This is a genomic window from Plantibacter sp. ME-Dv--P-095 (genome assembly GCF_030209365.1).
GTDB lineage: Bacteria > Actinomycetota > Actinomycetes > Actinomycetales > Microbacteriaceae > Plantibacter.
The window spans coordinates 157,786-181,975 of the sequence record NZ_JARVSB010000009.1; the positions used below are offsets into that span (position 1 = coordinate 157,786).

Below are 24,190 nucleotides of genomic sequence, written 5' to 3' on the forward strand. Positions count from 1 at the left end.
GGCGAGTGATTCAGTCATCAAGCAGATCGACCCGTCGGCTCGGCTCGCCGGCGCGCCACCACCAGGCCCGACCGCTCGCGTAGCCGAGCAGCGGCGGCAGCTCCCGGCTCCGCGTCACCTGCCGGAAGTCCGCGGCTGAACAGGCATGGATCACGAGGTCCGCCCGCGCCACCCGCGGCGGGAGGTCCCGCCCGACCACCAGTCGACCTGACGACCACGTCTCCGGGTCGACGAGCACGATCACGGCCGCCGGATCGTCGTGTCGGAACGCATCGTTCCGGTTCCCCGCGACCATCGGGTGCGGGAACGGTTCTGCCGCCGGTTCGATCAGCCGCACCTCGGCGTGCGAGGTGTCGCGCTGCTGCAGCGCCGAACGCAGCACACCCGGTGCGCGGGTCACGACGACCGTCGTGCTGCCGGGTGCCGGCCGCCACCGGTGGGCATCGGTCATGGGTGCCCCGTGCGGCAGCGGTGACGTGATCGCGATCTGCACCTCCGCGTCCTGCCAGTGCGCGCGTCCGGCCGGGCGCCGCGGGTCGAAGCAACTCGCCGGAGCGCCGGCGACGAGATGATCCTGACGATCCGCGAGCCGCAGCACCACGGTGCTGTCCAGGTGAGCCGAGAAGCGATGGACCACGCCGCCGACCCGCGAGGCCACCAGGACGACGCTGACCCCGCGGCGTCCGCCATCGCGGAGGAGGGTCAGGATCGCCTCGCGGAGCGCGGCTCCGTGCTCGTCTCCGGCGGTCGCCAGCAGCGACTCGACGTCGTCGACGAGCAGCAGGATCCTCTCAGGCGGGCGGAGCGGTTCGGCCAGCGCCATGATGACGTCCCAGCCCTGCTCGGCATCGTGCGCCACGCGCTCGACCCGCCATCGACCTCGTGCCGAGGCCTCGACCGTGTCCAGGAAGGACGTCCGGCCGGAGCGTCCGGCACCGAGGACCAGCAATGATCCGTCGGTCGACGGCCGCCAGATCGCCGGTCGTTGTGCCTGCTCCTCGGGAAGGTCGGCGAGTCCGAAGACGATGCCCTCACCATCCGTCTCGTCGCCGGCGAGCGTCTGGCCGTCGGTCCGGCCGGAATCCAGTTCGAGGACGGCCTGCAGCGGGAGGCTGAACGGGAGCGGATCCAACCAGGGACGTCGAGGGCGGGGCGCGTGGCGCCAGCGTTCGCGCACCGCCGTGAGATCACCAGGACTCGTGACGGCGGCTTGGAAGACGACCCGCCCCTCGCCGTTCCAGACGATGCAGCGACCAGGTGTCCCTGCGGGGAGTGCAGCGGCGTCGGCCACGCCGAGGATCGCCGTGCTGTCCTGGCGGGAGGTGACCCTGAGCGAGAGGCGCAGGGTGCAGTTGGCGAGGATGGCGTCGGCCGCGACGGCCGCCGGACGCTGGCTGCAGAGGATCAGATGGAGTCCGAGCGATCGACCACGCGCAGCGAGGTCTGCGAAGACCTGGTGCAAGTGTGGGCTGGCGTCCAGGAGCGCTTGGAACTCGTCCACCACCACCACGAGCCGCGCCGGTCGATCGTCGGGCGCGAGGGCGCTGTCCAGGAGATGGCGAGCCCCGAACCGTGCCAGGATCCGCTCCCGGTGCCGGAGTTCCGCGCGCAGACTCGACACGACCCGTTCCGCGGCACCCGGCTCGAGGTCGGTCACCATACCCACCACGTGCGGCAGTGATTCGACGGCACCGAACGAGGCGCCACCCTTGCAGTCGACCAGCAGCAACGAGAGCTCCCGTGGTGAGGACCGTGCGGCGAGCGCCGTGATCCAGGTGATCAACAGCTCGCTCTTCCCGCTCCCCGTCGTGCCGCCGACCAGGGCATGCGGTCCGTCCGCCGCGAGGTCGAGGGTAACCTCGCCGTCCGTTCCGAGCCCGATGGGGACACGGAGTGCGTCGGGTGCCCAGCCTGCCTCATCATGCGGGCGCCGCCCCCGGACCGGACCCACCTCCTCGAAGGCGACGTTCGACGGCAGGCTCGAGAGCATCGGGGACTCCCCCGTCGTCAGCGCGGCCGCGGCGAGCGCACCGACGAGGTGCTGTGCCTCGGCCTCGGCCAGGAGTGTCGGGGCCACGGTGACGGACGGCGATGCTCCGGTTCCGTCGGCCAGTGTCGTCCGCCCGTCGGCATCGAGGACGAGGAGGTGCCGGCATCTCGTCGGGAGGAGTTCGATCGTGTCGGACAGCGCGACGAGCACGCCACCGGCTGGAGGGCGTCCCACCTGACGGGCCGGCGTGGCGGTGCCTGTCTGCCACCGTTCGGAGATCGAGACCCTGACGGACTCGACGTCGCGCCCGCTCTGGAACGGGTCGACCGCGATCGCCGCCGATCGGTGTGGCAGGTCGTCGAGGAAGGCCCAGGGTGCGCCCTCGACGTCGGAACCGGGGGCGGCGTCGCGGGTGAACTCGGCCGCATGCGGGGGCAGCTGACGGCCGAGTTGGACCAGGATGCTGCGAGCCACCGCACGAGCAAGCACCCTCCCGCCGACGATGCCGATCCCCTCGGCCGCGTCGACGACGACGGGCGCGTCCGAGAGCCGCGCCGCCCACGCCCATCGCTCGTCGTCGGCCGCGGCGTCGACTCGGACGGAGCTGGCGGTCTGGCCGCGGCCGACGCTCACCAGGGTTCGTCGGTGGTCGGGGACGCGCCATCGTGCGCGGTCCGGGCCGTCGAGGAGCTCGAGCGACCGACCCGCCGGATGCAGGGTGCGCAGCTCCTCGCGTTCCACGGCGTGGGCTCGCTCGATCTCGCGCTCCAGTTCGTCGGCGGCAAGGCGATAGGCGGCTCGCGCCCGTCGCCCACGCCGACGGCGCGTCCAACGCGCGTCGACGAACCCGGCGACGGCGATCAGGGGACCGAGCGCGGCGAAGACGAGCGTGACCGGTGATCGGGTGATGGCGAACAGGGCGAGCGACCCGACGACGGGCGCGATGCTCGCGAGGATCGGGAGCGAACCGGACGCCGCCTCCTCCGGCTTGCGCGGCGCGTGCAGCCGGGCCGGGGGCGTGGTGGTCCGGTGCGATGCGATCGCCGAAGCGGTGACGTCCGTGGGGCTCATGGTCCCAGTGCAGCACGGCGACGGGTCGGGACATCGCCGGACCCGGCCTCGTGGAGTGGCCAGGCCGAGGACGGAGGCTGTGGAGCGGGCTCAGGAGCCCGGCTGCTCCTGGGGCTCGTCCGCCGCGTCGTCGAGCTCGGCGATGTCGAGGACCACGACCGAGACGTTGTCACGACCGCCGTTGTCGAGCGCGGCGCGCAGGAGCAGCTCCGCGGCGTCGACGGGGGTGCTCCCCTCGGTGAGGAAGTACCAGATCCCGTGATCGGTGAGTTCCTTGGTGAGCCCGTCGGAGCACACGAGCCATCGGGCGCCACCCTGGATCGGGAAGAGTTCGACGTCCGGCACCGGATCGTCGGACGGACCGACGGCCCGGGTGATCATGTTGCTGTTGGGGTGGAACTCGGCCTCCTCCGGGCTGATCGCTCCGGCACGGATGAGTTCCTGCACGATCGAGTGGTCCTCGGTCATCTGGACGAGCTCGCCGTCCTGCAAGCGGTACACGCGCGAGTCGCCGATGTTGAAGACCGCCACCCTGCCCTCGCCCTCGTCGGCCGTCAACACGACGCCGGTGACGGTCGTGCCCATACCGAGCTCGCCCTCTTCCGCGGTGTCGATCATGTCGGCCACCGCCATGCGCAGCGCGTCGACGAGGCCGTCCACGGTGAGGATCTCCGCACCGTCGGTCGCAAGGGTCAGACGGTGGGCGACCGCGGCGCTCGCGACTTCCCCGGCGGAGTGGCCACCCATGCCGTCGGCGACGGCGAACACAGGAGGCAGTGCCACTAAGGCGTCCTCGTTCAGCTCGCGCCGCTTGCCCACGTCCGTCATCCCGGCCCACGCCAGGGAAAGCCGACGTCCGCCGGGCAGCGTGACGATCCGTTGCCCGTGCTCGGTCACGTCTGCTCCTCTAATACGGCTGGCGGTGGCTGATGCACCATCGACGATAGTACGGTACCGATGCGCCGCCCGACCGCCCCACGCCGCTCCTCCGATTCCAGAACGGGGATCGGCGAGCGGAATGACGGATCCGTCGGCCGCGGTCGCCCAGCCCTGCGGATCCGCTTGCCGCAGGTGGGCGCCGCTGCCATGATCGACGCATGATACGAGCGAGCTCCGATCCGCATTCGAAGGCGGCCCAGCCCGATGACACCTCGAAGGCGATCATCGAGCAGCTGCAGACCGATGGACGCCGTTCCTATGCCGAGATCGGGAAGGCGGTCGGGCTCAGCGAGGCGGCCGTCCGGCAGCGGGTGCAGAAGCTCACGGAGTCCGGGGTCATCCAGATCGTCGCGGTCACCGACCCAATGCAGCTCGGCTTCACACGCCAGGCGATGATCGGTGTGCGGGTGGCGGGTGACACCCGCGTCGTCGCGGACCGCCTGGCCGGCCTGGCCGCCGTGGACTACGTGGTGCTCACGGCCGGATCCTTCGACCTCCTGGTCGAGGTCGTCTGCGAGGACGACGAGGAGCTCATCGCGCTCCTGAACGACGACATCCGCACGATCGACGGCGTCGCGGGAACCGAGACCTTCGTCTATCTGCGCCTGCACAAGCAGCTCTACGACTGGGGAACCCGGTAAGTCCCGGCCCGGGGATCCGTGGTCGGCACCGACGTGCGCGTTGCGCACCGCGTACCCCCCGATCGCGGTACTCTCAACCCATGCCCGCGAAGCCGACCGGAGAACGGACGCCCCCGTCCGACGAGTCGCGGTCCAGCGCCACCCACGGGTCGGCGAGCGGCGGCGACACCGGCCCCGTGAGGACCGGCCCGCACGCCGTGGAGGTCCCCCGACGCGTCGGACGGATGACCGGGTACAGCGCCTTCCCGCAGCTCCTCTTCGGACTGGCCGTCGTCGCCATCCTGTTCGCGACGCTGTTGTTCCAGGGTGTCGAGGACAACTCCGTCCTGTTCTACGTCGGCGTCATCCTCGCGTTCATCGCGACGGCGCTCGCTCCGATCGTTCCCTGGCATCAGGTGCCGCGGCTCCTCATCGCGCTCCCCATCCTCGACATCATCGCCATCGCGTTCATCCGGCAGGGCGAACCCGTGATCGGCGCCGGCCTCCTCTGGGTCTTCCCGACCATCTGGATGGCGACGGCCTTCGGACTCTCGGGGGCCGTCACCGCCATCGTCCTCGTATGCGCGTCGACCTGGTCGACGCTGGCCATGACCCCGGGGCAGATCACCCTCGCCAACCTCCCCGGTCTCGTCATCCTTCCGATGGTGCTCGGATTCGTCGCCGTGTCCACAGCGATGACGGCGAAACGGACGGAAGCCCAGCGGGTGCTCCTCAACAAGCAGGCCGGCCAGCTGGAGACCGCCCTCTGGCGCGCCCAGGATCAGGAGAGCCGCCTCGCGGAGATCCTGAACGCGGTCAACTTCGGCGTGGTCCGCTTCGACCGCATCGGCGCCAGGGCGATGGTGAACCGGTTCCAGACCCGCCTGCAGGACGAGGTGGGCGAACTGTCCGACGTCAACCCCGACCTCCCGGTGTGGGCGGAGGACGGGCTGACGCCGCTCGAACCGCAGGACAAGCCCTACATCCGGGCGCGTCGTGGTGAGGAGTTCGAGAACCTGACCGTCTGGCTCGGAGCTCCCGGCACCGAGCGGGTCGCCCTCGCACTCACCTCTCGGCGGCTCTACGACCACGAGGGCGGGTACGACGGCACCGTCCTCGTCTCGCGGAACGTCACGACGGAGATCAACGCGATCCGGGCGAGGGACGACCTCGTCGCGTCCGTGTCGCACGAGCTCCGGACGCCGCTCACCTCGATCCTCGGCTACCTCGACCTCGCGCTCGACGACCCTGAGCTGCCGCCCCGTGTCGCGAAGCAACTCACGATCGCGCAGACCAACGGCGACCGACTCCTGGAACTCATCGCCGACATCCTCGCCGCCTCCCGCGACGTGAACCGGACGATGGCGCTCAAGCGCTCCGACTGCGAACTCCGCGAGATCGTCGACGTCGCGGTCGAGTCGCTCGCGCACCTCGCCGCCGAGCGGAACATCACCATCGTCCGCCACGACGAGGAAGCGGTGCCGCTCTTCGCCGACCCGTTCCGGCTCCGCCAGGTCGTCGACAACCTGTTGTCGAACGGCATCAAGTACAACCGTGACGGCGGTGAACTGAGCGTCGGTGTCACGGCCGAGGGCGACACGGCCTGGGTGATCGTGCGCGACACGGGCATCGGCATCTCGGAGAAGGACCAGCCGAAACTCTTCGAGCGGTTCTTCCGTTCGGACCTCGTCCGCAATTCGACCGTGCACGGCAGCGGGCTCGGCCTCGCCATCAGTCGCGACATCGTCAGACTCCACGGCGGTGACCTGACGCTCCACAGCGTCCTGGGCGAGGGCACCACCGCGGTCGTCCGTATTCCGAGAGGCCGGACCGAATGACCCTCGACACGCAGACCGTCGCCGTGATCAACGCGCTCGTGATCTTCGTCTGCGGTGCGACGTTCATCGTCAACACCTTCATGCGGAAGGACGACGCCAGCGGGCGGGTGTGGTCCGTGTCGTACATGGCGGGGATGTTCACGAGCTTCTCCTACGTGGTCGGTGCGCTCAGCCCCGACGCCTGGTGGGCCACCGCGGCGGGGAACGGCGGCTACGTCCTGAGCATCGCCGCGCTGTGGTCCGGAGCCCGACTGTTCAACGGTCGGTCGAATCTGCTGTGGATCTCCCTCGTCGGCGCGACGGTCACCGTCGTGGCAGCCCTCGCCGCTGGTCCGTCCGGCGGGCCGTGGGCCGGATCGGGCGTGACGTTCGCGTGCATCGCACTGTTCGCCGGGCTCGGGACCGCCGAGACCCTCACCGGCGCGATGCGCGACAACCCGAGCACGCGGGGGTTCACCGTCGTGCTCGGCATCGCCGCCGTGTTCTTCACGGCACGGTTCGTCGTCTTCCTCGTCGAGGGCTCGTCAGGCAGGTTCTTCACTACGTTCTTCGGGACGGTCGCCTCCTCGCTCCTCCTCATCGCCCTCCTGATCGTGGCGACCGTGGTGCTGTCCGTCCTCCGCGCCGAACGGGCCGCCCCGGCGAGCCGCCGACACGGCAGCATCGTCGCGTACACCGGTGACGACGTCCTCCTGCACGAGTCCTTCATCAGGATCGCCGACGACTGGCTGGAGCGCGCCAACTTCCACGACGAACAGCTCGCGATCCTGCACATCCGGCTCGACGACCTCGACGAGATGACGACGGCGTTCGGCTCGAACTTCAGCAGCGAGGTCGCCGGGGGGTTCATCTCCTCGATCCGTCGGCACGGACCGACGCTCTCCGACATCGGGGAGGACGGCGCGGGATGCCTCCTCATCGCGACGCCCGCGGTGGACGTCGACGCGGCGCTGCAGGCGGCGGCCGGCATCCAGGACGGTCTGCTCGACCACCCCGTGGAGACGACGCCCCGGCTCCGCCCCACCGCGAGCATCGGCATCGCCCTCACCGACTACCTCGGCTACAACGTCGGGGTGCTCACCCGAGCGGCCAGGGACGCCAGCCTCCGCGCGTCCGACGCCGGAGGCAACCGGACCGTCCTCGCCGCGTCAACGGCGGCGGGCGCCTGAGGACCTCGCCGAGCAGGCGAGGTCCCGCGATCACTCCGGTTGGGCGATCGCGATGGTCAGTGTGTCCACCGCGGTCTGCTTCGCGTACTCTGCCGACGTCGGGGTCGCCTGGACGAGCAGTTCGTAGGTGATCGTCAGCGTGACGCCGGTGGCGGCGCTGTCCACCTCAGGGAGCACGAAGGTCTGGCTGTAGCTGTACGGCGCCTTGATCAGGTACCCGGGGGCCACCGTCGACTGGTCCGTGAACGGTGCCGGCGACTCCAGCTGCCCGGTGGGCCCGTGGACGGTCGTCGTGAGCGTCACCCGCGACAGGTAGAGCGCCTGGAGGTCGTCGGGGGTGAGGATGCCGCTCAGTGAGAAGCTCACGGGCTTGTTGACGTCGGCCGTCCACGCGTCCATCGAGAGCGTCGACCAGTAGTCGACCGAGAGCGTCGCCGACCCCGCCGTCAGGGAGTGCTTCGCGCTCCCGCTCGCCAGTTCGTTCGTGATGGCACTGACCGTCGGCTTCGGCGTCTTCGAGGTCCGCGGCGACGCCGTCGGCCCGGCACCTGGCTCCTCCCACGGCGGGGTCCCACAGGCGCTCAGGCCGAGGACGAGGAGCGCTGCGGTCGCGAGCTGCGCGGCGTGGACGAGGCGCCGGTTCCGCACCGGGCTGGGCTGCTGGGACATGGGACTCCTGGCGGGGTTCGGAGGGGTGGTCGGGCGATGCTCAGGACGTCGCGCGACCCCCTGAACTGGGGGCACAGCGAATCTTGAGGAAATCCTGAGCCGACGCTATCGCATTCGCGCGCCAAACCAGCACCCGGCGCGGCAGAGTTGGCTCTACAGCGCGAACCGCTGTATCCGGCCCCCTCAGAACAGGACCTCTGATGTCAGAACTCGAAGCGCGACCCGACAACACTCGGCCCGCCGCACAGCAGGCTGACCCTCGGTACATTCAGACCCAGCCGCTTCTCGCGCCCGAACTTGAAGCGTATGCGAACGAATTCATCGACTCGGTCAACTCGCTTCCCGAGTACCGGGCCACCATCGGCTGCATCATCCCCGCCTACAACGAGGAGGAGTCGCTGCCGGCCGTCCTGGCCTCCCTGCTCGAGCAGACGCGGATGCCCGACGTGATCCACGTGGTCATCAACAACACCACCGACCGCTCGGTCGACGTCGCAGCACCCTACGCCGGCCCGCACTCGAAGGTCGACGAGCACGGGTACGAACAGTTCACCGAGGTGTTCATCCACGACATCGGCAAGAACCCCGACAAGAAGGTCGGTGCGCTGAACTACGGCTTCACGCTCGTCGAGGGGTACGACTACCTCCTCGGCGTCGACGGCGACACGGTCGCCGACCCGACGGCCATCGAGTCCCTCGAAGCGGAGATCGTCTCGGACACCCGCATCGGCGGTATCTCCGCGATCTTCTCGATCGACGACGAGCCGTTCAAGAAGCAGATCATCCCGGCCTTCCTCATCGCCGGCCAGCGCACGCAGTTCGCCGCGTTCAACATGCAGAACATGCTGCGAGGCCGCAACATGGCCGTGCTCGGCGGGCAGTACTCCATCTTCTCCGTCCAGGCGCTGCGCGACGCCATGGAGCAGAACCACCAGTCCACCCCGTGGGTGAAGGACTCCGAGGTCGAGGACTCGCTCCTCTCCTTGCAGATCAAGAGCGCCGGGTACCTCACAAAGATCAGCGCCCGCGCCCGCGCCGACGTCGGCGGTATGACGACGGTCCGCTCCCTCGACGCGCAGCAGGTCAAGTGGAACTACGGCGCCATCGAGCTCATGTGGCCGGGCCAGCGCGGCGACACCAAGGGGCAGCCGTTCCACCCGAACCTCCGACTGCGGTGGCTCGAGAACGCCGAGATGCTCCTCAACATCGTCACGCGCATCCTCTTCATCGTGCTGCTCGCCGGTTCGCTGTCGATCCACGCCTTCGTGTTCAGCCCGGTGTGGCTCATCCCGCCGGTCGTCGCGATCCTTCTCAACCTCCGCATCGCGCTGTCGATGAAGAAGCGCAACACCCGCGACATCCTCTTCGCCGTCCTGGTGTTCCCCGCCGAGTTCTACATGTGGATCCGTATGGGCCACTTCATCCGTGCATGGTCGAAGTTCGCGTCGAACAAGAAGGTCGACAACTGGGCGGAGCAGGCCAAGGCCGAGCGTGGTTCGGGCAACGCCCACCTCGCGCCGCTGCTCTTCGTCCTCGCCGCGATCATCGCGATCGTCGCCGTCTGGACCCAGCTGTCCCCCGTCGTGCAGTCCACGATCCTCTGGGCGGGTTGGCCCGTGCTCGGCGTCATCACCGTGCTGCAGACGCTCAGCATGTTCGGCAAGCTCATCCGTCGCCAGCGCGGCTACCGGGTGTGATGACGTCCGACCCAGGAACCGTCGACGCCGGCGAACTGCGCAGGTTGCTCCGAGAGCTCTCGGGCGACCTGCGCAGTCGTCGTCGTTTCGTCCACACCTACGTCGAGATGTGGCCGACGCGCCTCAGCCGTCTCGAAGCCGCACTCGAGGCGGAGGACCTCGACGAGGCGAAGGTCGTCCTCCTCAGCATCCGCTCGTCCAGCGTCATGCTCGGTGTGATCGGGGTCTCCGCCCTGGCGAGCGCCGGACTGCGCGCCGTGGAGCAGGCCGACCTCGTACGGGCCGCGGACATCCGGTCCGCGCTCGCAGAGCTCGGAGCGCGCAGCTGCGAACGGCTGCTCGAACTGGACGCGGCCGACGTCTCGGAGGCGTGACCGACGGATGGTCCCGTCGGAGACGGACCGGCTCCGGTCTGGAGGGGCGTCCGCTCAGTCGTCGGAGGTCATGCGGTAGCCGACGCCGCGGACCGTCTCGATGAAGCGCGGCGCGACGGTGCTGTCCGCGAGCTTCCGGCGCAAGTTGGCGAGGTGGACCTCGATGGCGCGCTTGTCGGCCTCACTGACGTAGTACGCGGTGATGTAGCTCTCGCCTCGGAGCATGAGCGCCAGGTCCGCCTTGCTGCGCACCCGACGCCGGGACTCCATGAGGGCCTGCAGCAGGTCGAACTCGCTCCGCGTCAGGTCGACCTCGCCACCGTCCACCTCGACGATGCGCGTGGCGGGACTCAGCTTGAGACCTCGGTGGACGAGCCACCCCTCGACATCGTCGGAAGCGGATGTCGTGGGCTGCATGATGATGGGGACGACCGATTGACCGACCTGAGCGGCGTGACGCGCGACGTTCTCGTGCACGATCGTGGGATCGGACGACTGGACCGGCTGCTGCGGCACGGGCTGCTGGGACATGGGCTGCGCCTGGGGCACGGGCTGCACCTGCGGCACGACGGCCGCGGCCGGTGATGGCTGGACAGGCGCCGGAGTCGGCGCGGCAGCCGCCTCGCCGTTCGCGCGAGGCCGACGCAGCATCGCCTCGATGCGCGCCCGGAGTTCACGGGGTCGGAACGGCTTGGTCATGTAGTCGTCGGCGCCGGAGTCGAGCCCCTGCAGGGTGTCGATCTCGTCGCCACGGGCCGTGAGCATCACGATGTAGGTCGAGCTGATGGCCCGGATCCGCTTGGCCGCCTCGAAGCCGTCGATCCCTGGCATGCTGACGTCCAGCGTGGTGACGAGGGGGTCGTGCAGGCGGACCGCCTCCACGCCGTCCAGACCGTTCGCAGCGGAAACCGTCTCGAAGCCGGCCTGTTCCAACACGGTTTCGAGCAGTTGACGGATGTCAGCGTCGTCCTCGATGACGACCGCGGTTCGACGTTCGCTCAGCTGATCGGTCACGATGCCCCTACCCGTTCCACCCGTCAGCGACATGCCGGATGTGGCCGTCGCCGGCTCACCACGCGCTGAATCCCTTGGCCAGTTGCACGGCCTGCTCCGGCCACCATACCCCAGCAAGGGGGCCACCGTTGCATGCCCCGTCGCTCTCGCCGGGGGCTTTCACCCACAGGTTCGCGTCGAGGTGCTCGGCCTGCGCCGTGAGCGGTTGCTGCCCGACCGTCCGACCTGACGGGTTGCACCATTCGCCGTTCGAACCGCTGCCGTTCCGGGAGGTGTCGATGACGTAGTGGGCGCCGTCGAGCAGTCCGCTCAGCTCCTCGGCATAGGCGATCTCGTCCTCGGTCGCGTTGTAGTTCGAGACGTTGGTCGCGAAGCCCGTCGCGTCGGCCACGCCGGCCTCCTTGAGGAGTCCGGCCATCTCCGACGGCGGTCGCCAGTCGGAGTGCCCGCCGTCGAGATACACGGGCACAGACGCTGCCGCGAATTGCTTCGTCGCGGCACTGAGCTGCTGCATGCGGGCGGTCCGGTCGCCGCAGTCGGGTGCGAGGGCGACCGCGTCCGGCTCGAGGACGATCGCCACCCGATGGTCGGCGACGGCCGCGACGATCTCGGCCACCCAGTCCTGATAGTCGTCACTCGAGAGGCCACCGGCGGACTCGTTGCCGCAGTCGCGCTCGGGAACGCCGTAGACGGTGAAGACCGGCATCGCGCCTGCGCGCTCGGCCGAGCGGACGATGTCCGACACCGTCTCCTCGACCGTGCCCATCGGGTACCGCTCAGGCACGAGCCAGATCGCCGTCGGTTCACTCGCCAGCCGAGCCGCCGCCGCGCGCTGCTGTGCAGAGTCCGAGGGATCACCGTTCGAGCCGCCACTCGTCCCGGTGGTGGCGGAAGACGTCGGATCCTGAGACGCCAGGCCCGCCTCCGCAGCTGCACGGGCGGCCAGTGAGGTGGGATCGACGTACAACTGTGCGCCGTCGAACGGGCCTGCTGCGGCGCTCGGGACGCGGCTCACGATCGACACCGCGAGGGCTCCTCCGGCGAGGAGGACGGCGACGACGCCGAGGGCGACGGCCGTGCGGGTGCGACGTCGGTCGCGGGGCGTTCTCGGCACGGATCCTCCAGCATGGTCATCCGCAATTCTGCCCGACATTCCGGTCGCACGGTGCCGATTCGCCCGAATCCGTCCCCCGAGCGGGGGTCGCACGCAAGGGGTGCGGACGATGCGCGCCCCGTCCTAGGCTCGACGTGCGGTTCCAACCCCTCGCCCGACACCAGGAGGCACGATGTCCGAGTCGACAGCACCGACGTCACCGGACGTCCGATCCATCGGCCCGAGGCGCACCGATCCGGCGTGGCGTTCCGCGCTCGCGCTCCTCTGCTTCCTCCTGATCGCGTTCGCGGTCGCGGCGTTCGGCTCGCTGACGACCATGGAGCAGATCGACGGTTGGTACGCCGACGCAGATAAAGCGGCCTGGAACCCGCCGAACTGGATCTTCGGTCCCGTGTGGGCGGTGCTGTACACGATGATCGCGGTGGCCGCGTGGTTGGTCTGGCGACGACGACGGGAGGGGACGCCCGAGCTGAGCGACGGCGCGAGCCGGGCGCTCGTCCTGTACATCGTCCAGCTGGTGCTCAACGCCCTCTGGACCCCGTGCTTCTTCGGGCTGTATCCGTTCGTCGGCGCGCCGGCCCTGTGGGTCGCCCTCGTCATCATCCTCGCGCTCGACCTCGCCGTCCTCGCGACCATGTTCGCCTTCTGGGAGGTCTCGCGGGTCGCCGCCGTGCTCCTCATCCCCTACTGGGCGTGGTTGCTCTTCGCCACGACCCTCAACTGGTCACTCGCGGCACTGAACAGCTGACCGACGGCACAGCACACCCGGGCCTTCGTCGCAACGTTGTCCGGATCGCCGCCGCTCCCTACCCTTGGTGGGCGGGACGACGCAGGGTCGTCCGCACGGCCCGAGGAGCGCATCAGTGAGCACCAAGACCATCCCCACCTCCGACGCGGCCACCGCGAAGGCGCCGACGAAGGTCATCCCCTGGGTGCTCGGGCCCGCCCTCGTCGTCATCCTCGGCGTCGCACTGTTCTCGATCCTGCTCCCCGAACAGGCCGAGTCGGTCTTCGGGTCCATCCAGTCGGGGATCATCGGCGGCCTCGGGTGGTACTACGTCCTCCTCGTGGCCGCGTTCGTGATCGTGGCGATCGTCTTCGCGGTCTCGAAGTTCGGCGACATCAAGCTCGGCAAGGACGACGACGAGCCGGAGTTCTCGTTGATGTCCTGGTTCTCGATGCTCTTCGCCGCCGGCATGGGCATCGGGCTCGTCTTCTACGGGGTCGGTGAGCCGCTCACGCACTTCCTGGAGCCGCGGCCTGGCGTCGTCGGTTCGCAGCAGTCCCTGGCGCAGCAGGCGATGAGCCAGACGTACCTGCACTGGGGGCTGCACGCCTGGTCGATCTACGCGGTCGTCGGCGTCGCGCTGGCCTACGCCGTCCACCGCAAGGGACGTCCGATGTCGATCCGTTGGGCCATCGAGCCGCTCCTCGGCAAGCGCGTCCAGGGCGGCTGGGGCAACGCGATCGACACCATCGCCGTCATCGGCACGGTCTTCGGTGTCGCGACCTCCCTCGGGCTCGGTGTCCTGCAGATCTCGGCCGGACTCGGGTACACGGGCATCGCCGAGCCGAACATCCTCACCCAGGTCATCCTCATCCTGGTGATCACCGGCGTCACGATCTTCTCGCTCGTCTCCGGCGTGCACAAGGGCATGAAGTGGCTCTCGAACACGAACCTCATCCTGGCCGGCCTGCTGCTGTTCTTCGTCCTGTTCGCCGGTCCGACGCTGTTCCTCCTCCGCGAGTGGGTCCAGTCCATGGGCGCGTACCTGCAGAACGTCGTCGGACTGACGTTCAACGTCTCCGCCTACCAGGGTGCCGCGGGTGAGGCCTGGCAGTCGTCGTGGACGACCTTCTACTGGGGCTGGTGGATGTCCTGGGCGCCGTTCGTCGGCGTGTTCATCGCCCGCATCTCCAAGGGCCGCACCGTGCGGCAGTTCGTCCTCGGGGTCCTGCTCGTCCCGACCCTCGTGACCTTCCTCTGGTTCGCCGTGCTCGGTGGCACCGCCATCATGCAGTCGCTCGAGGGGCGGGACTTCAGCGGCTCCGACGGACCGGTCGACCTCAACACCGCACTGTTCAACATGCTGGCCGGCCTTCCGGGCGGCTCCATCGCGACCGTCGGCGCCCTGCTCCTCATCCTGCTGTTCTTCGTGACCTCCGCGGACTCGGGTTCCCTCGTCATGGGGATGCTCACGACCGGTGGCACCGAGCCGCGCAACCGGGTGCGGATCGCCTGGGCGCTCGTGACGAGCCTGCTGGCGATCTCCCTGCTGATCGCGGGCGGTCTCGCCTCCATGCAGACGGCGGCGATCATCACGGCGCTGCCCTTCAGCATCGTGATCATCCTGATGTGCGTCTCGTCGTTCAAGGCGTTCGGCATCGAGGTCCGCCGGGAGCAGCGGGCCAAGCGCCGTCTGTTCGCGGCGGAACTCACGGAGAGCGTCTCCGCCGACCTCAGCGGGCAGGTGTCCGACCAGGTGACGGAGCAGGTCACCGAGCATCTCGGGACGATGACCGCTCAGCTCGACCTCCGGCAACTGGCTTCGCCCGACGCACCTCCGGCGACCGATGCGTCGACGTCAGCGGAATCGGACCGTCCGGATTCCGGGCGCTGACGCGACGCTCAGTCGAGCGGGAACCGGTCGGAGATCCAGGCCGTCTCCTCGTCCGTCGGTGACCACGCAGAACCAGCGGCGGCGTTCGCGCGGATCTGTGCGGGCGTCGTCGCTCCGGCGATGACGCTCGTCAGTCCGTCGCGCGCGAGCAGCCACCCGAACGTCGCTTCGAGCATGCTGATGCCGCGCTCGTCGCAGAACGCCTGGTAGGCCTCGATCGCGTCCCAGGGCGCCTGGTCCAGGATGTGCTTGCGCTGGCGCATGATCCGGCTCTCGGCCGGCCCGCCCTCGCGCGAGAACTTCCCCGTGAACAAGCCGTTCGAGAGCGGGAAGTAGGGCAGGAAGCCGACGCCTGCCGCTCGCATCGCGGGGAACACCTCACGTTCGGCTCCGCGGACGAGCAGGCTGTACTCGTTCTGGGTGGAGACGAAGGCGGGGTGGCCGGCCGAGGTCGCCGCCCAGTGCGCCTCGGTCACCTGCCAGCCGGCGAAATTGGAATGTCCGTAGTAGCGGATCTTGCCCTCGTGGACGAGTTCGTCGAGGGCGGCGATCGTCTCCTCAATGGGCGTCAGCGGGTCCGGCGTGTGCATCTGGTAGAGGTCGATCCATTCGGTACCGAGCCGGCGGAGCGAGCCCTCGACCGCGAGTCGCAGGTAGCGGCGCGACCCCTTGGAGCCCCAGTTCGGGATCGGACTCTCGTAGTCCGCGTGGCCGAACTTGGACGCGAGGACGACCTCGTCCCGCCGGCCGGCCAACGCCCGTCCGAGCAGTTCCTCGCTCAGTCCGTACTCGCGACCGTAGATGTCGGCCGTGTCGAACAGGTTCACGCCGGCGTCGATGGCCGCGTCGACCACGGCCGTGGTCCCCTCCTGGGTCTCGGTGACGGTGCCGGGCCGCCCGAAGTTGTTGCAGCCGATACCGACGGCGGAGACGATGAGGCCGCTGCGACCGAGCGGACGATAGCTGAGAGCAGACATGGTCTCCAGGCTAGTCCGACGCCGCTCCACAGGCGCCCCACGCCGGCCGAATCCCGAGGAGGAGACGGCTCCCCCGACGGCCGCAGTGTGACCTTCGTACGCTCGGCCCATGACTCCACACCTCGTCCCCACCACCGCGACCGTCCCCATCACGGCGACCGTCCCCATCACGGCGACCGTCACCTCCACCGCCGGGACACCCGGCCGCGCCGACCACGGGTTCCTGCGCATGCCGACTCCTGTCGGGCGGCTGGAGATCCGATCCGTCGACGGGGCGGTCTCCGCCGTCCGCTTCGAGCAGGATGGGCGGCTCCCACTCGACGGTTCGGACGAACGCCCCACCGAAGTCCTCCTGGAGGCCGTCGAGCAGCTCGACGAGTACTTCCGCGGTCGCCGGACGGTGTTCGACGTGCCGATCGCCGCGACGGGCACACCGTTCCAGGAATCGGTCTGGTCCGCGCTCCGCGGGGTGGGCTTCGGAACCACCACCGGCTACGGGGCCCTGGCTGCAGCCGCCGGCGCCCCCGGCGGTGGCCGCGCCGCCGGACAGGCGGTCCGGGCGAACACCATCGCCCTCCTCATCCCCTGCCATCGGGTGCTCGGCACCGGGGGCGTCGTCACCGGCTATTCTGGCGGTGACGGGCCGCCGACCAAACGGTGGCTGCTCGACCACGAAGGGATCCCGTACCGCCGATGACCGGCTCAGTATCCCTCGTCCTCGGAACCGACGGACTCCCCCGCTGCGCCTGGGCCGGCACCGATCCGGAATACCAGCGGTACCACGACGAGGAGTGGGGCGTCCCGCTGCACGGCCAACGGCAGGTCTTCGAGAAGATCAGCCTCGAGGGGTTCCAAGCGGGCCTGTCGTGGATCACGATCCTGCGGAAGCGGCCCGCGTTCCGCGAGCGGTTCCACGACTTCGACCTCGAGGCTGTCGCAGGCATGACGGAGGCCGATGTCGAGAGCCTTCTCGAGGACGCCCGGATCATCCGGCACCGCGGGAAGGTCAACGCGGTCATCGGCAATGCCCGCACCGCCCTCGAGCTGGGCGACGACCTGGACGAGCTCCTCTGGAGCTTCGCTCCACCTCCTCGTCCGATACGGTTCGCACAGTGGAGCGACGTCCCGGCGATCACCCCGGAATCCACCGCGCTCAGCGCCCACCTGCGGAAGCGCGGCTACCGGTTCGTGGGCCCGACGACGATGTACGCCCTCATGCAGTCCGGCGGCCTCGTCGACGACCACCTCGTCGGCTGCTGGCGCTCCGAGAGTGCGCCCTGATCCGGAGGGGTCAGACGACGAGGGCGAGCTCGGTCACCCGACCGTCGGCGGCACGCGCGTGGACGTCGAGCACCCATCCGGACGATCGCGCCCAGTCGAGCAACGAGCCGACATCAGGGTGGTCGACACCGGCGTCCAACAGCGCGCGGGCGAACCGGCCCTTGCCCTGCTTGTTGAAGTGGTTGAGCGCGCGACGGCGGCCATCGTCGCCGACCGTGAGCACGCGCAGGTACACGGCACCGTCGCGATCCGGCAACGGCCCGAGCGCCGCGTAGCCTTCCGAGCGCAGGTCCAGCAGGACACCCGGGACGGCGTCCAGCTCGCGCGCGACCGGCACCGCCCAGTGACGTTTCAGGACGAACCCGGGGAGCCTGGAGTCGTGGGAGAGCCGGTACGCCGGAATGGAATCGAGCGCGCCGACCGGGCCGAGCAACGCCGAGTGCACCACCAGGTGCGCAGCAGCGAAGCGTCTCGCGTCCACGGAGAGCGTGGCTGCATCGAGCGCGTCGAACAGCACCCCCGTGTACCGGTCGATCGCCGGCATCGTCGCGGACGTCGCGGCCACGCGGTTGCGCTGGACCTCGCCGAGCTGTTTGGGGCCGAGCTTCAGGGCCTTCACCGTCGCGGCCTCATCGGCAGCGAGCGACACCACGGCTCCGACGACATCGTTCCGGGACGACGAAAGCCCTGGAAACCGCAGCAAGGCGGTGTCCAGGGCTGGTCCGTCGCCGCCGTCCCGCTTCGTCTCCGAAGGGGGAAGGAGGATCAGCACCGGTTCAGGAGCGGGTCACGAGCGTGGCGTTGCCGGCCACGACGGTGACGGTGTTGTTCTCGACCGACAGGAAGCCGTCTTCCGCGTTCGCGACGATCTTGGAACCGTCGTCGAGCGTGACACGGACTTCACCGGCAGCGAGGATGGCCAGCATCGGCTCGTGTCCGGGGAGGATGCCGATCTCGCCGTCGACGGTCTTCGCGATCAGCTGGCGCGCCGCACCCGACCACACTTCGTGGTCGGCTGCGACGACGCTCACGGTCAGAGGAGTCGCGGCCATGATCAGCCGTTTTCCTTCTGGATCTGAGCCCACTTCTCTTCGACGTCGGTGATCGAACCGACGTTGAAGAACGCCTGCTCGGCCACGTGGTCGAACTCACCCTTGGCGATCGCGTCGAAGGACTCGATCGTGTCCTTCAGCGGGACGGTCGATCCCTCGACACCCGTGAACTTCTTCGCCATGTAGGTGTTCTGCGAGAGGAACTGCTGGATGCGGCGCGCACGCGACACCGTGATCTTGTCCTCTTCGGAGAGCTCGTCGACACCGAGGATCGCGATGATCTCCTGGAGTTCCTTGTTCTTCTGGAGGATCTGCTTGACCGTCGTCGCCACGCGGTAGTGGTCGGCACCCAGGTAGCGGGGGTCGAGGATACGGCTGGTCGAGGTCAGCGGGTCCACCGCGGGGTACAGACCCTTCGACGCGATCTCACGGGAGAGCTCGGTCGTGGCGTCGAGGTGCGCGAAGGTCGTCGCGGGAGCCGGGTCGGTGTAGTCGTCGGCGGGGACGTAGATCGCCTGCAGCGAGGTGATCGAGTGACCGCGCGTCGAGGTGATGCGCTCCTGGAGGAGGCCCATCTCGTCGGCGAGGTTCGGCTGGTAGCCCACCGCGGACGGCATGCGACCGAGCAGCGTCGACACCTCGGAACCGGCCTGCGTGAAGCGGAAGATGTTGTCGATGAAGAGCAGCACATCCTGCTTCTGCACATCGCGGAAGTACTCCGCCATGGTCAGAGCCGACAGCGCGACGCGAAGACGCGTTCCCGGCGGCTCGTCCATCTGGCCGAACACGAGGGCCGTCTTCTCGAAGACGCCAGCCTCTTCCATCTCGTGGATGAGGTCGTTGCCCTCACGGGTGCGCTCGCCGACACCGGCGAACACCGACACACCACCGTGGTCCTGCGCGACACGCTGGATCATCTCCTGAATGAGGACCGTCTTACCGACACCTGCACCACCGAAGAGACCGATCTTGCCACCGAGGACGTACGGCGTCAGGAGGTCGATGACCTTGATGCCGGTCTCGAACAGCTGGGTCTTCGACTCGAGCTGGTCGAAGGGCGGGGGCTGACGGTGGATCGGCCAGCGCTCGGTGATCTCGATCTGCTCGCCGGGCTCGGCGTTGAGCACGTCGCCGATGACATTGAAGACCTTGCCCTTGGTGACGTCGCCGACGGGCACCGTGATGGGCGAACCCGTGTCGGTGACCTCCTGACCGCGGACGAGGCCGTCGGTCGGGTTCAGCGCGATCGCGCGGACGAGGTCGTCGCCGAGGTGCTGTGCGACCTCGAGGGTCAGGACCATCGTCTGCTCACCGATGACGACGCTGGTCTTCAGGGCGTTGTAGATGCCCGGGATCGCGTCGTGCGGGAACTCGATGTCGACGACCGGGCCGGTGACGCGGGAGATGCGACCGACGGCGCCGGCCTTCACCTCTGCAGCGCCCTGCTCGGCAGTTGCGGTGGGAGTCATGTTCTTCTCTTCTCTGTCTCTACAGATACGTGTGCGTGTTGCGATGACTAGGACGAGAGCGCGTCTGCGCCGCCAACGATTTCGGAAATCTGCTGGGTGATCTCGGCCTGCCTCGCGTTGTTTCGGAGGCGGGTGTAGTCGGTGATGAGCTTGTCGGCGTTGTCGCTGGCCGACTTCATCGCCTTCTGCGTCGCGGCGTGCTTCGCGGCGGAGGACTGCAACAGCGCGTTGAAGATCCGGCTCTCGATGTAGTTCGGGAGGAGCGCGTCGAGGACGCTCTCCGCATCCGGTTCGAACTCGTAGAGCGGCAGCACCGCGGTGTCGGTCGGCTCTTCGACACCCTCGACGACCTCGAGCGGCAGGAGACGGACGACCTCGGGGGTCTGCGTCATCATGCTCACCAAGCGGTTGTAGACGATGTGGATCTCGTCGACCCCGCCCTCGGAGGCGTCCGTGAGGAACGCCTTGAGGATGGACTCGCTGATCTCCTGTGCCGTGGCGAAGTCGGGGTTCTCGGTGTTGCCCACCCACTGGCCGGCAGCCTGCATCCGGCGGAACGTGAAGTACGCGACGGCCTTACGACCCACGAGGTAGTGCGTGACGTCCTTGCCCTGGCTCCGGAGGAGCTCGGTCAGTTCCGCCGCTTCGCGCAGCACCTGGGAGTTGAAGGCACCCGCGAGGCCTCGGTCGGACGCGAACACGACGACCGCGGCCCGCTCAACCCGCTCGGGCTCAGTGGTCAGCACGTGGTCGACGTTGGAGTACGTCGCGACGGCCGACACGGCACGAGTGATCGCACGAGAGTAGGGCCCGGACGCCGCCACCCGCGCCTGCGCCTTCTGGATGCGCGACGCGGCGATGAGCTCCATCGCCTTCGTGATCTTCTTGGTCGTCTGCGCAGACTTGATCTTCTGCGTGTAGACCCGGAGTTGAGCGCCCATGGACTAGCGGCGACCCTTCACGATCTTCTCCTGGTTGACGTCTTCAACCGGGAGCTCCTCGACCTGCTCCGAACCGAGGGCAGCGCCCTCGCCCGTCTGGAACTCGAGCTTGAACTGGTCGACAGCGGCATCGAGCTTCGAGACGGTGTCGTCGTCGAGCACGTTGGTGTCGCGCAGCGTGGTGAGCACCTCGGTGTTGCGACCCAGGTAGTCGAGCAGTTCACGCTCGAAGCGGAGCACGTCCTCGACCGGGACGTCGTCCAGCTTGCCCTTGGTTCCGGCCCAGATCGACACGACCTGCTCCTCGACGGGGTACGGCGAGTACTGCGGCTGCTTGAGCAGCTCGGTGAGGCGAGCACCGCGAGCGAGCTGACGGCGGCTGGCCGCGTCGAGGTCGGAGGCGAACATCGCGAACGCCTCGAGCGAGCGGTACTGCGCAAGCTCGAGCTTCAGCGTTCCCGAGACCTTCTTGATGCTCTTGACCTGTGCGTCTCCACCGACACGCGAGACGGAGATACCGACGTCGACCGCGGGGCGCTGGTTGGAGTTGAAGAGGTCGGACTGCAGGAAGATCTGGCCGTCGGTGATCGAGATCACGTTGGTCGGGATGTACGCCGAGACGTCGTTCGCCTTGGTCTCGATGATGGGCAGACCCGTCATCGAACCGGCGCCGAGCTCGTCGGACAGCTTCGCGCAACGCTCCAGCAGACGGGAGTGCAGGTAGAAGACGTCACCCGGGTAGGCCTCGCGTCCCGGCGGACGACGGAGGAGGAGGGAGACGGCACGGTAGGCCTCGGCCTGCTTCGACAGGTCGTCGAAGATGATGAGGACGTGCTTGCCCTCGTACATCCAGTGCTGGCCGATGGCCGAACCGGTGTACGGAGCGAGGTACTTGAAGCCGGCCGGGTCGGACGCGGGCGAGGCGACGATCGTCGTGTACTCGAGCGCTCCGGCCTCTTCCAGCGCGCCCTTGACGGAGGCGATGGTCGAGCCCTTCTGACCGATGGCGACGTAAATGCAGCGAACCTGCTTGTTGACGTCGCCGGAGTCCCAGTTGGCCTTCTGGTTGATGATGGTGTCGATCGCGATCGCGGTCTTGCCGGTCTGGCGGTCACCGATGATCAGCTGACGCTGGCCACGGCCGACGGGGATCATGGCGTCGATCGCCTTGATGCCGGTCTGGAGCGGCTCGTGCACCGACTTGCGCTGCATGACGCCCGGAGCCTGGAGCTCGAGGGCGCGGCGGCCGGTGCTGGCGATCTCGCCGAGGCCGTCGATCGGGTTGCCGAGCGTGTCGACGACACGACCGAGGTAGCCGTCGCCGACGGGGACCGAGAGGACCTCGCCCGTGCGGGTGACGTCCATGCCCTCGACGATCTCATCGAACTCACCGAGGACGACGACGCCGATCTCGTGCTCGTCGAGGTTGAGCGCCAGGCCGAGCGTGCCGTTCGCGAACCGGAGGAGCTCGTTCGCCATGGCGCCCGGGAGCCCCTCGACGTGGGCGATGCCATCGGCGGCGTCGATCACGCGTCCGACCTCGGTCGCCGCGGCTGCGCCGGGCTCGTAGGCCTTGACGAAGTCCTTGAGAGCATCCCGGATCTCGTCTGGGCTGATCGTGAGTTCTGCCATCATGTTCCTTTTGGTTGTGGAACCCGGGGGTTCCGAGAGGTGCGATCCGTCAGGATCAACGTCTTGAGTTGTGGAGACCGTCGGGTCGGTCTCCGCGCTGCGCAGGCCCTATCGGGCCAGTTGCAGACGGAGGTCGTTCAGTCGGGCAGCGAGGCTGCCGTCGATGACGTCGTCCCCGAGCTGCACGCGCAGTCCGCCGACGACGGCGGGGTCGATCACCTGGTTGATCTTCACCTGACGGCCGTAGGCCGTGGCGAGGTGGCGTTCGAGGCGCTGCAACTGCGACGCCTCGATCGGTGCGGCAGCCGTGACCGTGGCGACCGCAAGGCCCTGCTGGTCGGCGACGATGCCTGCGGCGTAGCGGAGCAGCTCTCCGATACGCCGACCGCGGGGCTGCTGCACGAGCTGACCGACGATGCTGACGGTCTGCGGGCTCGCGTGGCCTGCGAGCAGGGATGCCGCAAGGGCACCCTTGGCCTCGGCCGATCCGAGCTTGCTGCTGAGCGCGAGCTCGAGCTCGTGGTTGCTCGAGACGAGCTTGCCGAACTCGAACAGCTCCGCCTCGATGTCGCCCTGCGCGCCTGCGGAGACCGAAGCCGCCCGGAGACCGAGTTCCTCGATGCCGGCGAGCAGGTCCTGCTCACTGGACCACCGTGCTGAGACGACCGTCTGGAGCAGCCCGAGCGCCTGAGCGCCGAGCTGACCACCGAAGATGCGGTCGACGACGACGCGCTTGGCGTCGGCGTCGGCCGCCGGGTCGCTGAGCGCAGCGCTCAGGTGGCTCGAACCGCCGATGGCCCGGCCGGCTGCGAACAGACCGTCCGCGGTGGCCAGATCGGCCCCGGCGCCGAGGGCGACGAGGGCCTCCTTCGACGAGGCGAGTGCTTCTCTGGTCGCGCTTCCCATTACTTGGCTGCCTTCTCCGACGCTTCGAGGTCCGCGAGGAACCGGTCGACGACGGCCGTTGCCTTCGCGTCGTCGTTCAGCGTCTCGCCGATGACGCCGCTGGCGAGGTCGAGCGCAAGCGTGCCGACCTCGGCACGGAGCGACACGACGGCCGCCTGACGCTCGGCTTCGATCTGCGCCTGGGCGCTGGCGGTGACGCGAGCTGCCTCGACGGTCGCCTGCTCCTTGAGCTCGGCGAGGATCGTCTGACCCTCGACACGAGCCTGCTCGCGGATGCGTCCGGCTTCCTGGCGGGCTTCGGCGAGCTGAGCGTTGTACTGCTCGAGCGCGGCCTCGGCCTGCTTCTGGGCCTCGTCAGCCTTGGCGATGTTGCCCTCGATGGCCGCTGCGCGGTCGTCGAGGAGCTTCTGCACCTTCGGCAGGATCAGCTTCCAGAAGAAACCGAGGATGATGACGAAGACGACCGCAGACCAGATGATGTCGTACCACTCTGGAATCAGCGGGTTCTTGGCCGCCTCTTCAGCAGCGGTGATCACTGCGTGAGACATCTTGCCTCCTTCGGAGTTGTGAAAGGGGGCTTACTGGAAGATGAAGTAGGTCGCGATGCCGATGAAGGCGAGCGCCTCGGTGAAGGCGATACCGATCCACATGAGGACCTGGAGACGACCACCCAGCTCGGGCTGACGCGCGGTGCCTTCGATCGTCTTGCCGACGACGATACCCACACCGATGGCGGGGCCGATGGCTGCGAGACCGTAACCGACCGTCGCGATGTTTCCTTCAAGGGCGGCGAGAACGGTAGTTGCGTCCACGTTT

23 protein-coding genes are annotated in these 24,190 nt (G+C 68.6%); 9 read left to right on the forward strand and 14 right to left on the reverse strand.

Annotated features, from left to right (window positions below; translation table 11 throughout):
- Positions 1-10 precede the first annotated feature (10 nt).
- Positions 11-3,061, reverse strand: a complete 3,051-nt coding sequence (locus tag QRN26_RS12915; protein ID WP_285037138.1) for an FtsK/SpoIIIE domain-containing protein — start codon at positions 3,059-3,061, stop codon at positions 11-13.
- Positions 3,062-3,151: 90 nt separating this feature from the next.
- A complete protein-coding gene (locus tag QRN26_RS12920) occupies positions 3,152-3,958 on the reverse strand; it encodes a PP2C family protein-serine/threonine phosphatase (protein WP_285037139.1) in 807 nt (268 codons plus the stop codon).
- A 200-nt stretch (positions 3,959-4,158) separates the two neighbouring features.
- Here QRN26_RS12920 and QRN26_RS12925 point away from each other — a divergent pair, with 200 nt between their 5' ends.
- The 3 genes from QRN26_RS12925 to QRN26_RS12935 all read left to right on the forward strand — a co-directional run bounded on the left by QRN26_RS12925 (position 4,159) and on the right by QRN26_RS12935 (position 7,627).
- Complete coding sequence (locus tag QRN26_RS12925; RefSeq protein WP_056012391.1) at positions 4,159-4,641, forward strand: Lrp/AsnC family transcriptional regulator; 483 nt, start codon at positions 4,159-4,161, stop codon at positions 4,639-4,641.
- An 80-nt stretch (positions 4,642-4,721) separates the two neighbouring features.
- The gene (locus QRN26_RS12930) at positions 4,722-6,458 is read left to right on the forward strand and encodes a sensor histidine kinase (RefSeq protein WP_056781822.1); all 1,737 of its coding nucleotides are present in this window, start codon (positions 4,722-4,724) and stop codon (positions 6,456-6,458) included.
- On the forward strand, positions 6,455-7,627 hold the full coding sequence (locus QRN26_RS12935) for a nucleotidyl cyclase domain-containing protein (RefSeq protein WP_285037140.1): 1,173 nt from the start codon (positions 6,455-6,457) through the stop codon (positions 7,625-7,627). The genes QRN26_RS12930 and QRN26_RS12935 overlap by 4 nt, the downstream gene beginning before the upstream one ends.
- A gap of 30 nt (positions 7,628-7,657) precedes the next feature.
- On the opposite strand, the gene QRN26_RS12940 is transcribed toward QRN26_RS12935, so the two are convergent.
- Positions 7,658-8,296, reverse strand: coding sequence for a hypothetical protein (locus QRN26_RS12940; RefSeq protein WP_235526832.1), 639 nt, complete (start codon positions 8,294-8,296; stop codon positions 7,658-7,660).
- A 200-nt stretch (positions 8,297-8,496) separates the two neighbouring features.
- Here QRN26_RS12940 and QRN26_RS12945 point away from each other — a divergent pair, with 200 nt between their 5' ends.
- Together QRN26_RS12945 and QRN26_RS12950 are read left to right on the forward strand one after the other, a co-directional pair.
- Positions 8,497-9,993: a glycosyltransferase family 2 protein gene (locus QRN26_RS12945; RefSeq protein ID WP_082456155.1), complete on the forward strand. Its 1,497-nt coding sequence runs from the start codon at positions 8,497-8,499 to the stop codon at positions 9,991-9,993.
- Positions 9,993-10,367 (forward strand): Hpt domain-containing protein, encoded by a 375-nt coding sequence (locus QRN26_RS12950; RefSeq protein WP_056012400.1) that lies wholly within the window; start codon positions 9,993-9,995, stop codon positions 10,365-10,367. The genes QRN26_RS12945 and QRN26_RS12950 overlap by 1 nt, the downstream gene beginning before the upstream one ends.
- Before the next feature lie 54 nt (positions 10,368-10,421).
- Here the strand turns inward: QRN26_RS12950 and QRN26_RS12955 are convergent, their stop codons facing one another.
- Together QRN26_RS12955 and QRN26_RS12960 are read right to left on the reverse strand one after the other, a co-directional pair.
- The gene (locus tag QRN26_RS12955; protein ID WP_502927521.1) at positions 10,422-11,381 is read right to left on the reverse strand and encodes a response regulator transcription factor; all 960 of its coding nucleotides are present in this window, start codon (positions 11,379-11,381) and stop codon (positions 10,422-10,424) included.
- 55 nt (positions 11,382-11,436) lie between these two features.
- Positions 11,437-12,495 (reverse strand): glycoside hydrolase family 6 protein, encoded by a 1,059-nt coding sequence (locus QRN26_RS12960; RefSeq protein WP_285037142.1) that lies wholly within the window; start codon positions 12,493-12,495, stop codon positions 11,437-11,439.
- Positions 12,496-12,667: 172 nt separating this feature from the next.
- On the opposite strand from QRN26_RS12960, the gene QRN26_RS12965 reads away from it, so the two are divergent.
- Both QRN26_RS12965 and QRN26_RS12970 read left to right on the forward strand, forming a co-directional pair.
- On the forward strand, positions 12,668-13,243 hold the full coding sequence (locus QRN26_RS12965; RefSeq protein WP_285037143.1) for a TspO/MBR family protein: 576 nt from the start codon (positions 12,668-12,670) through the stop codon (positions 13,241-13,243).
- Positions 13,244-13,358: 115 nt separating this feature from the next.
- Entirely contained in the window at positions 13,359-15,116 is a 1,758-nt protein-coding gene (locus QRN26_RS12970; RefSeq protein ID WP_056012412.1) for a BCCT family transporter, read from the forward strand.
- An 8-nt stretch (positions 15,117-15,124) separates the two neighbouring features.
- On the opposite strand, the gene QRN26_RS12975 is transcribed toward QRN26_RS12970, so the two are convergent.
- Positions 15,125-16,093 carry an aldo/keto reductase gene (locus QRN26_RS12975; RefSeq protein WP_285037144.1) on the reverse strand — a complete coding sequence of 323 codons (969 nt, stop codon included), beginning with the start codon at positions 16,091-16,093 and terminating at the stop codon, positions 15,125-15,127.
- A gap of 109 nt (positions 16,094-16,202) precedes the next feature.
- Between QRN26_RS12975 and QRN26_RS12980 the strand changes: the two genes are divergently transcribed.
- Positions 16,203-16,790, forward strand: a complete 588-nt coding sequence (locus QRN26_RS12980) for a methylated-DNA--[protein]-cysteine S-methyltransferase (protein WP_235526833.1) — start codon at positions 16,203-16,205, stop codon at positions 16,788-16,790.
- The gene (locus QRN26_RS12985; RefSeq protein ID WP_285037145.1) at positions 16,787-17,374 is read left to right on the forward strand and encodes a DNA-3-methyladenine glycosylase I; all 588 of its coding nucleotides are present in this window, start codon (positions 16,787-16,789) and stop codon (positions 17,372-17,374) included. Before QRN26_RS12980 ends, QRN26_RS12985 begins: the two co-directional genes overlap by 4 nt.
- A gap of 10 nt (positions 17,375-17,384) precedes the next feature.
- Here the strand turns inward: QRN26_RS12985 and QRN26_RS12990 are convergent, their stop codons facing one another.
- The 8 genes from QRN26_RS12990 to atpE form a co-directional block, all read right to left on the reverse strand.
- Entirely contained in the window at positions 17,385-18,146 is a 762-nt protein-coding gene (locus QRN26_RS12990; protein ID WP_285037146.1) for a YaaA family protein, read from the reverse strand.
- A 4-nt stretch (positions 18,147-18,150) separates the two neighbouring features.
- On the reverse strand, positions 18,151-18,426 hold the full coding sequence (locus QRN26_RS12995; RefSeq protein WP_056012423.1) for a F0F1 ATP synthase subunit epsilon: 276 nt from the start codon (positions 18,424-18,426) through the stop codon (positions 18,151-18,153).
- Positions 18,427-18,428: 2 nt separating this feature from the next.
- Positions 18,429-19,895, reverse strand: a complete 1,467-nt coding sequence (gene atpD, locus QRN26_RS13000) for a F0F1 ATP synthase subunit beta (RefSeq protein WP_056012426.1) — start codon at positions 19,893-19,895, stop codon at positions 18,429-18,431.
- Positions 19,896-19,942: 47 nt separating this feature from the next.
- Positions 19,943-20,836, reverse strand: a complete 894-nt coding sequence (locus tag QRN26_RS13005) for a F0F1 ATP synthase subunit gamma (RefSeq protein ID WP_056012429.1) — start codon at positions 20,834-20,836, stop codon at positions 19,943-19,945.
- 3 nt (positions 20,837-20,839) lie between these two features.
- Entirely contained in the window at positions 20,840-22,468 is a 1,629-nt protein-coding gene (gene atpA, locus QRN26_RS13010; protein ID WP_056012432.1) for a F0F1 ATP synthase subunit alpha, read from the reverse strand.
- Positions 22,469-22,576: 108 nt separating this feature from the next.
- Positions 22,577-23,374, reverse strand: coding sequence for a F0F1 ATP synthase subunit delta (locus QRN26_RS13015; RefSeq protein ID WP_056012435.1), 798 nt, complete (start codon positions 23,372-23,374; stop codon positions 22,577-22,579).
- Positions 23,374-23,922, reverse strand: coding sequence for a F0F1 ATP synthase subunit B (locus tag QRN26_RS13020; RefSeq protein ID WP_056012438.1), 549 nt, complete (start codon positions 23,920-23,922; stop codon positions 23,374-23,376). Before QRN26_RS13020 ends, QRN26_RS13015 begins: the two co-directional genes overlap by 1 nt.
- Positions 23,923-23,952: 30 nt before the next feature.
- Positions 23,953-24,186, reverse strand: a complete 234-nt coding sequence (atpE, locus tag QRN26_RS13025; protein ID WP_056012441.1) for an ATP synthase F0 subunit C — start codon at positions 24,184-24,186, stop codon at positions 23,953-23,955.
- Positions 24,187-24,190 lie beyond the last annotated feature (4 nt).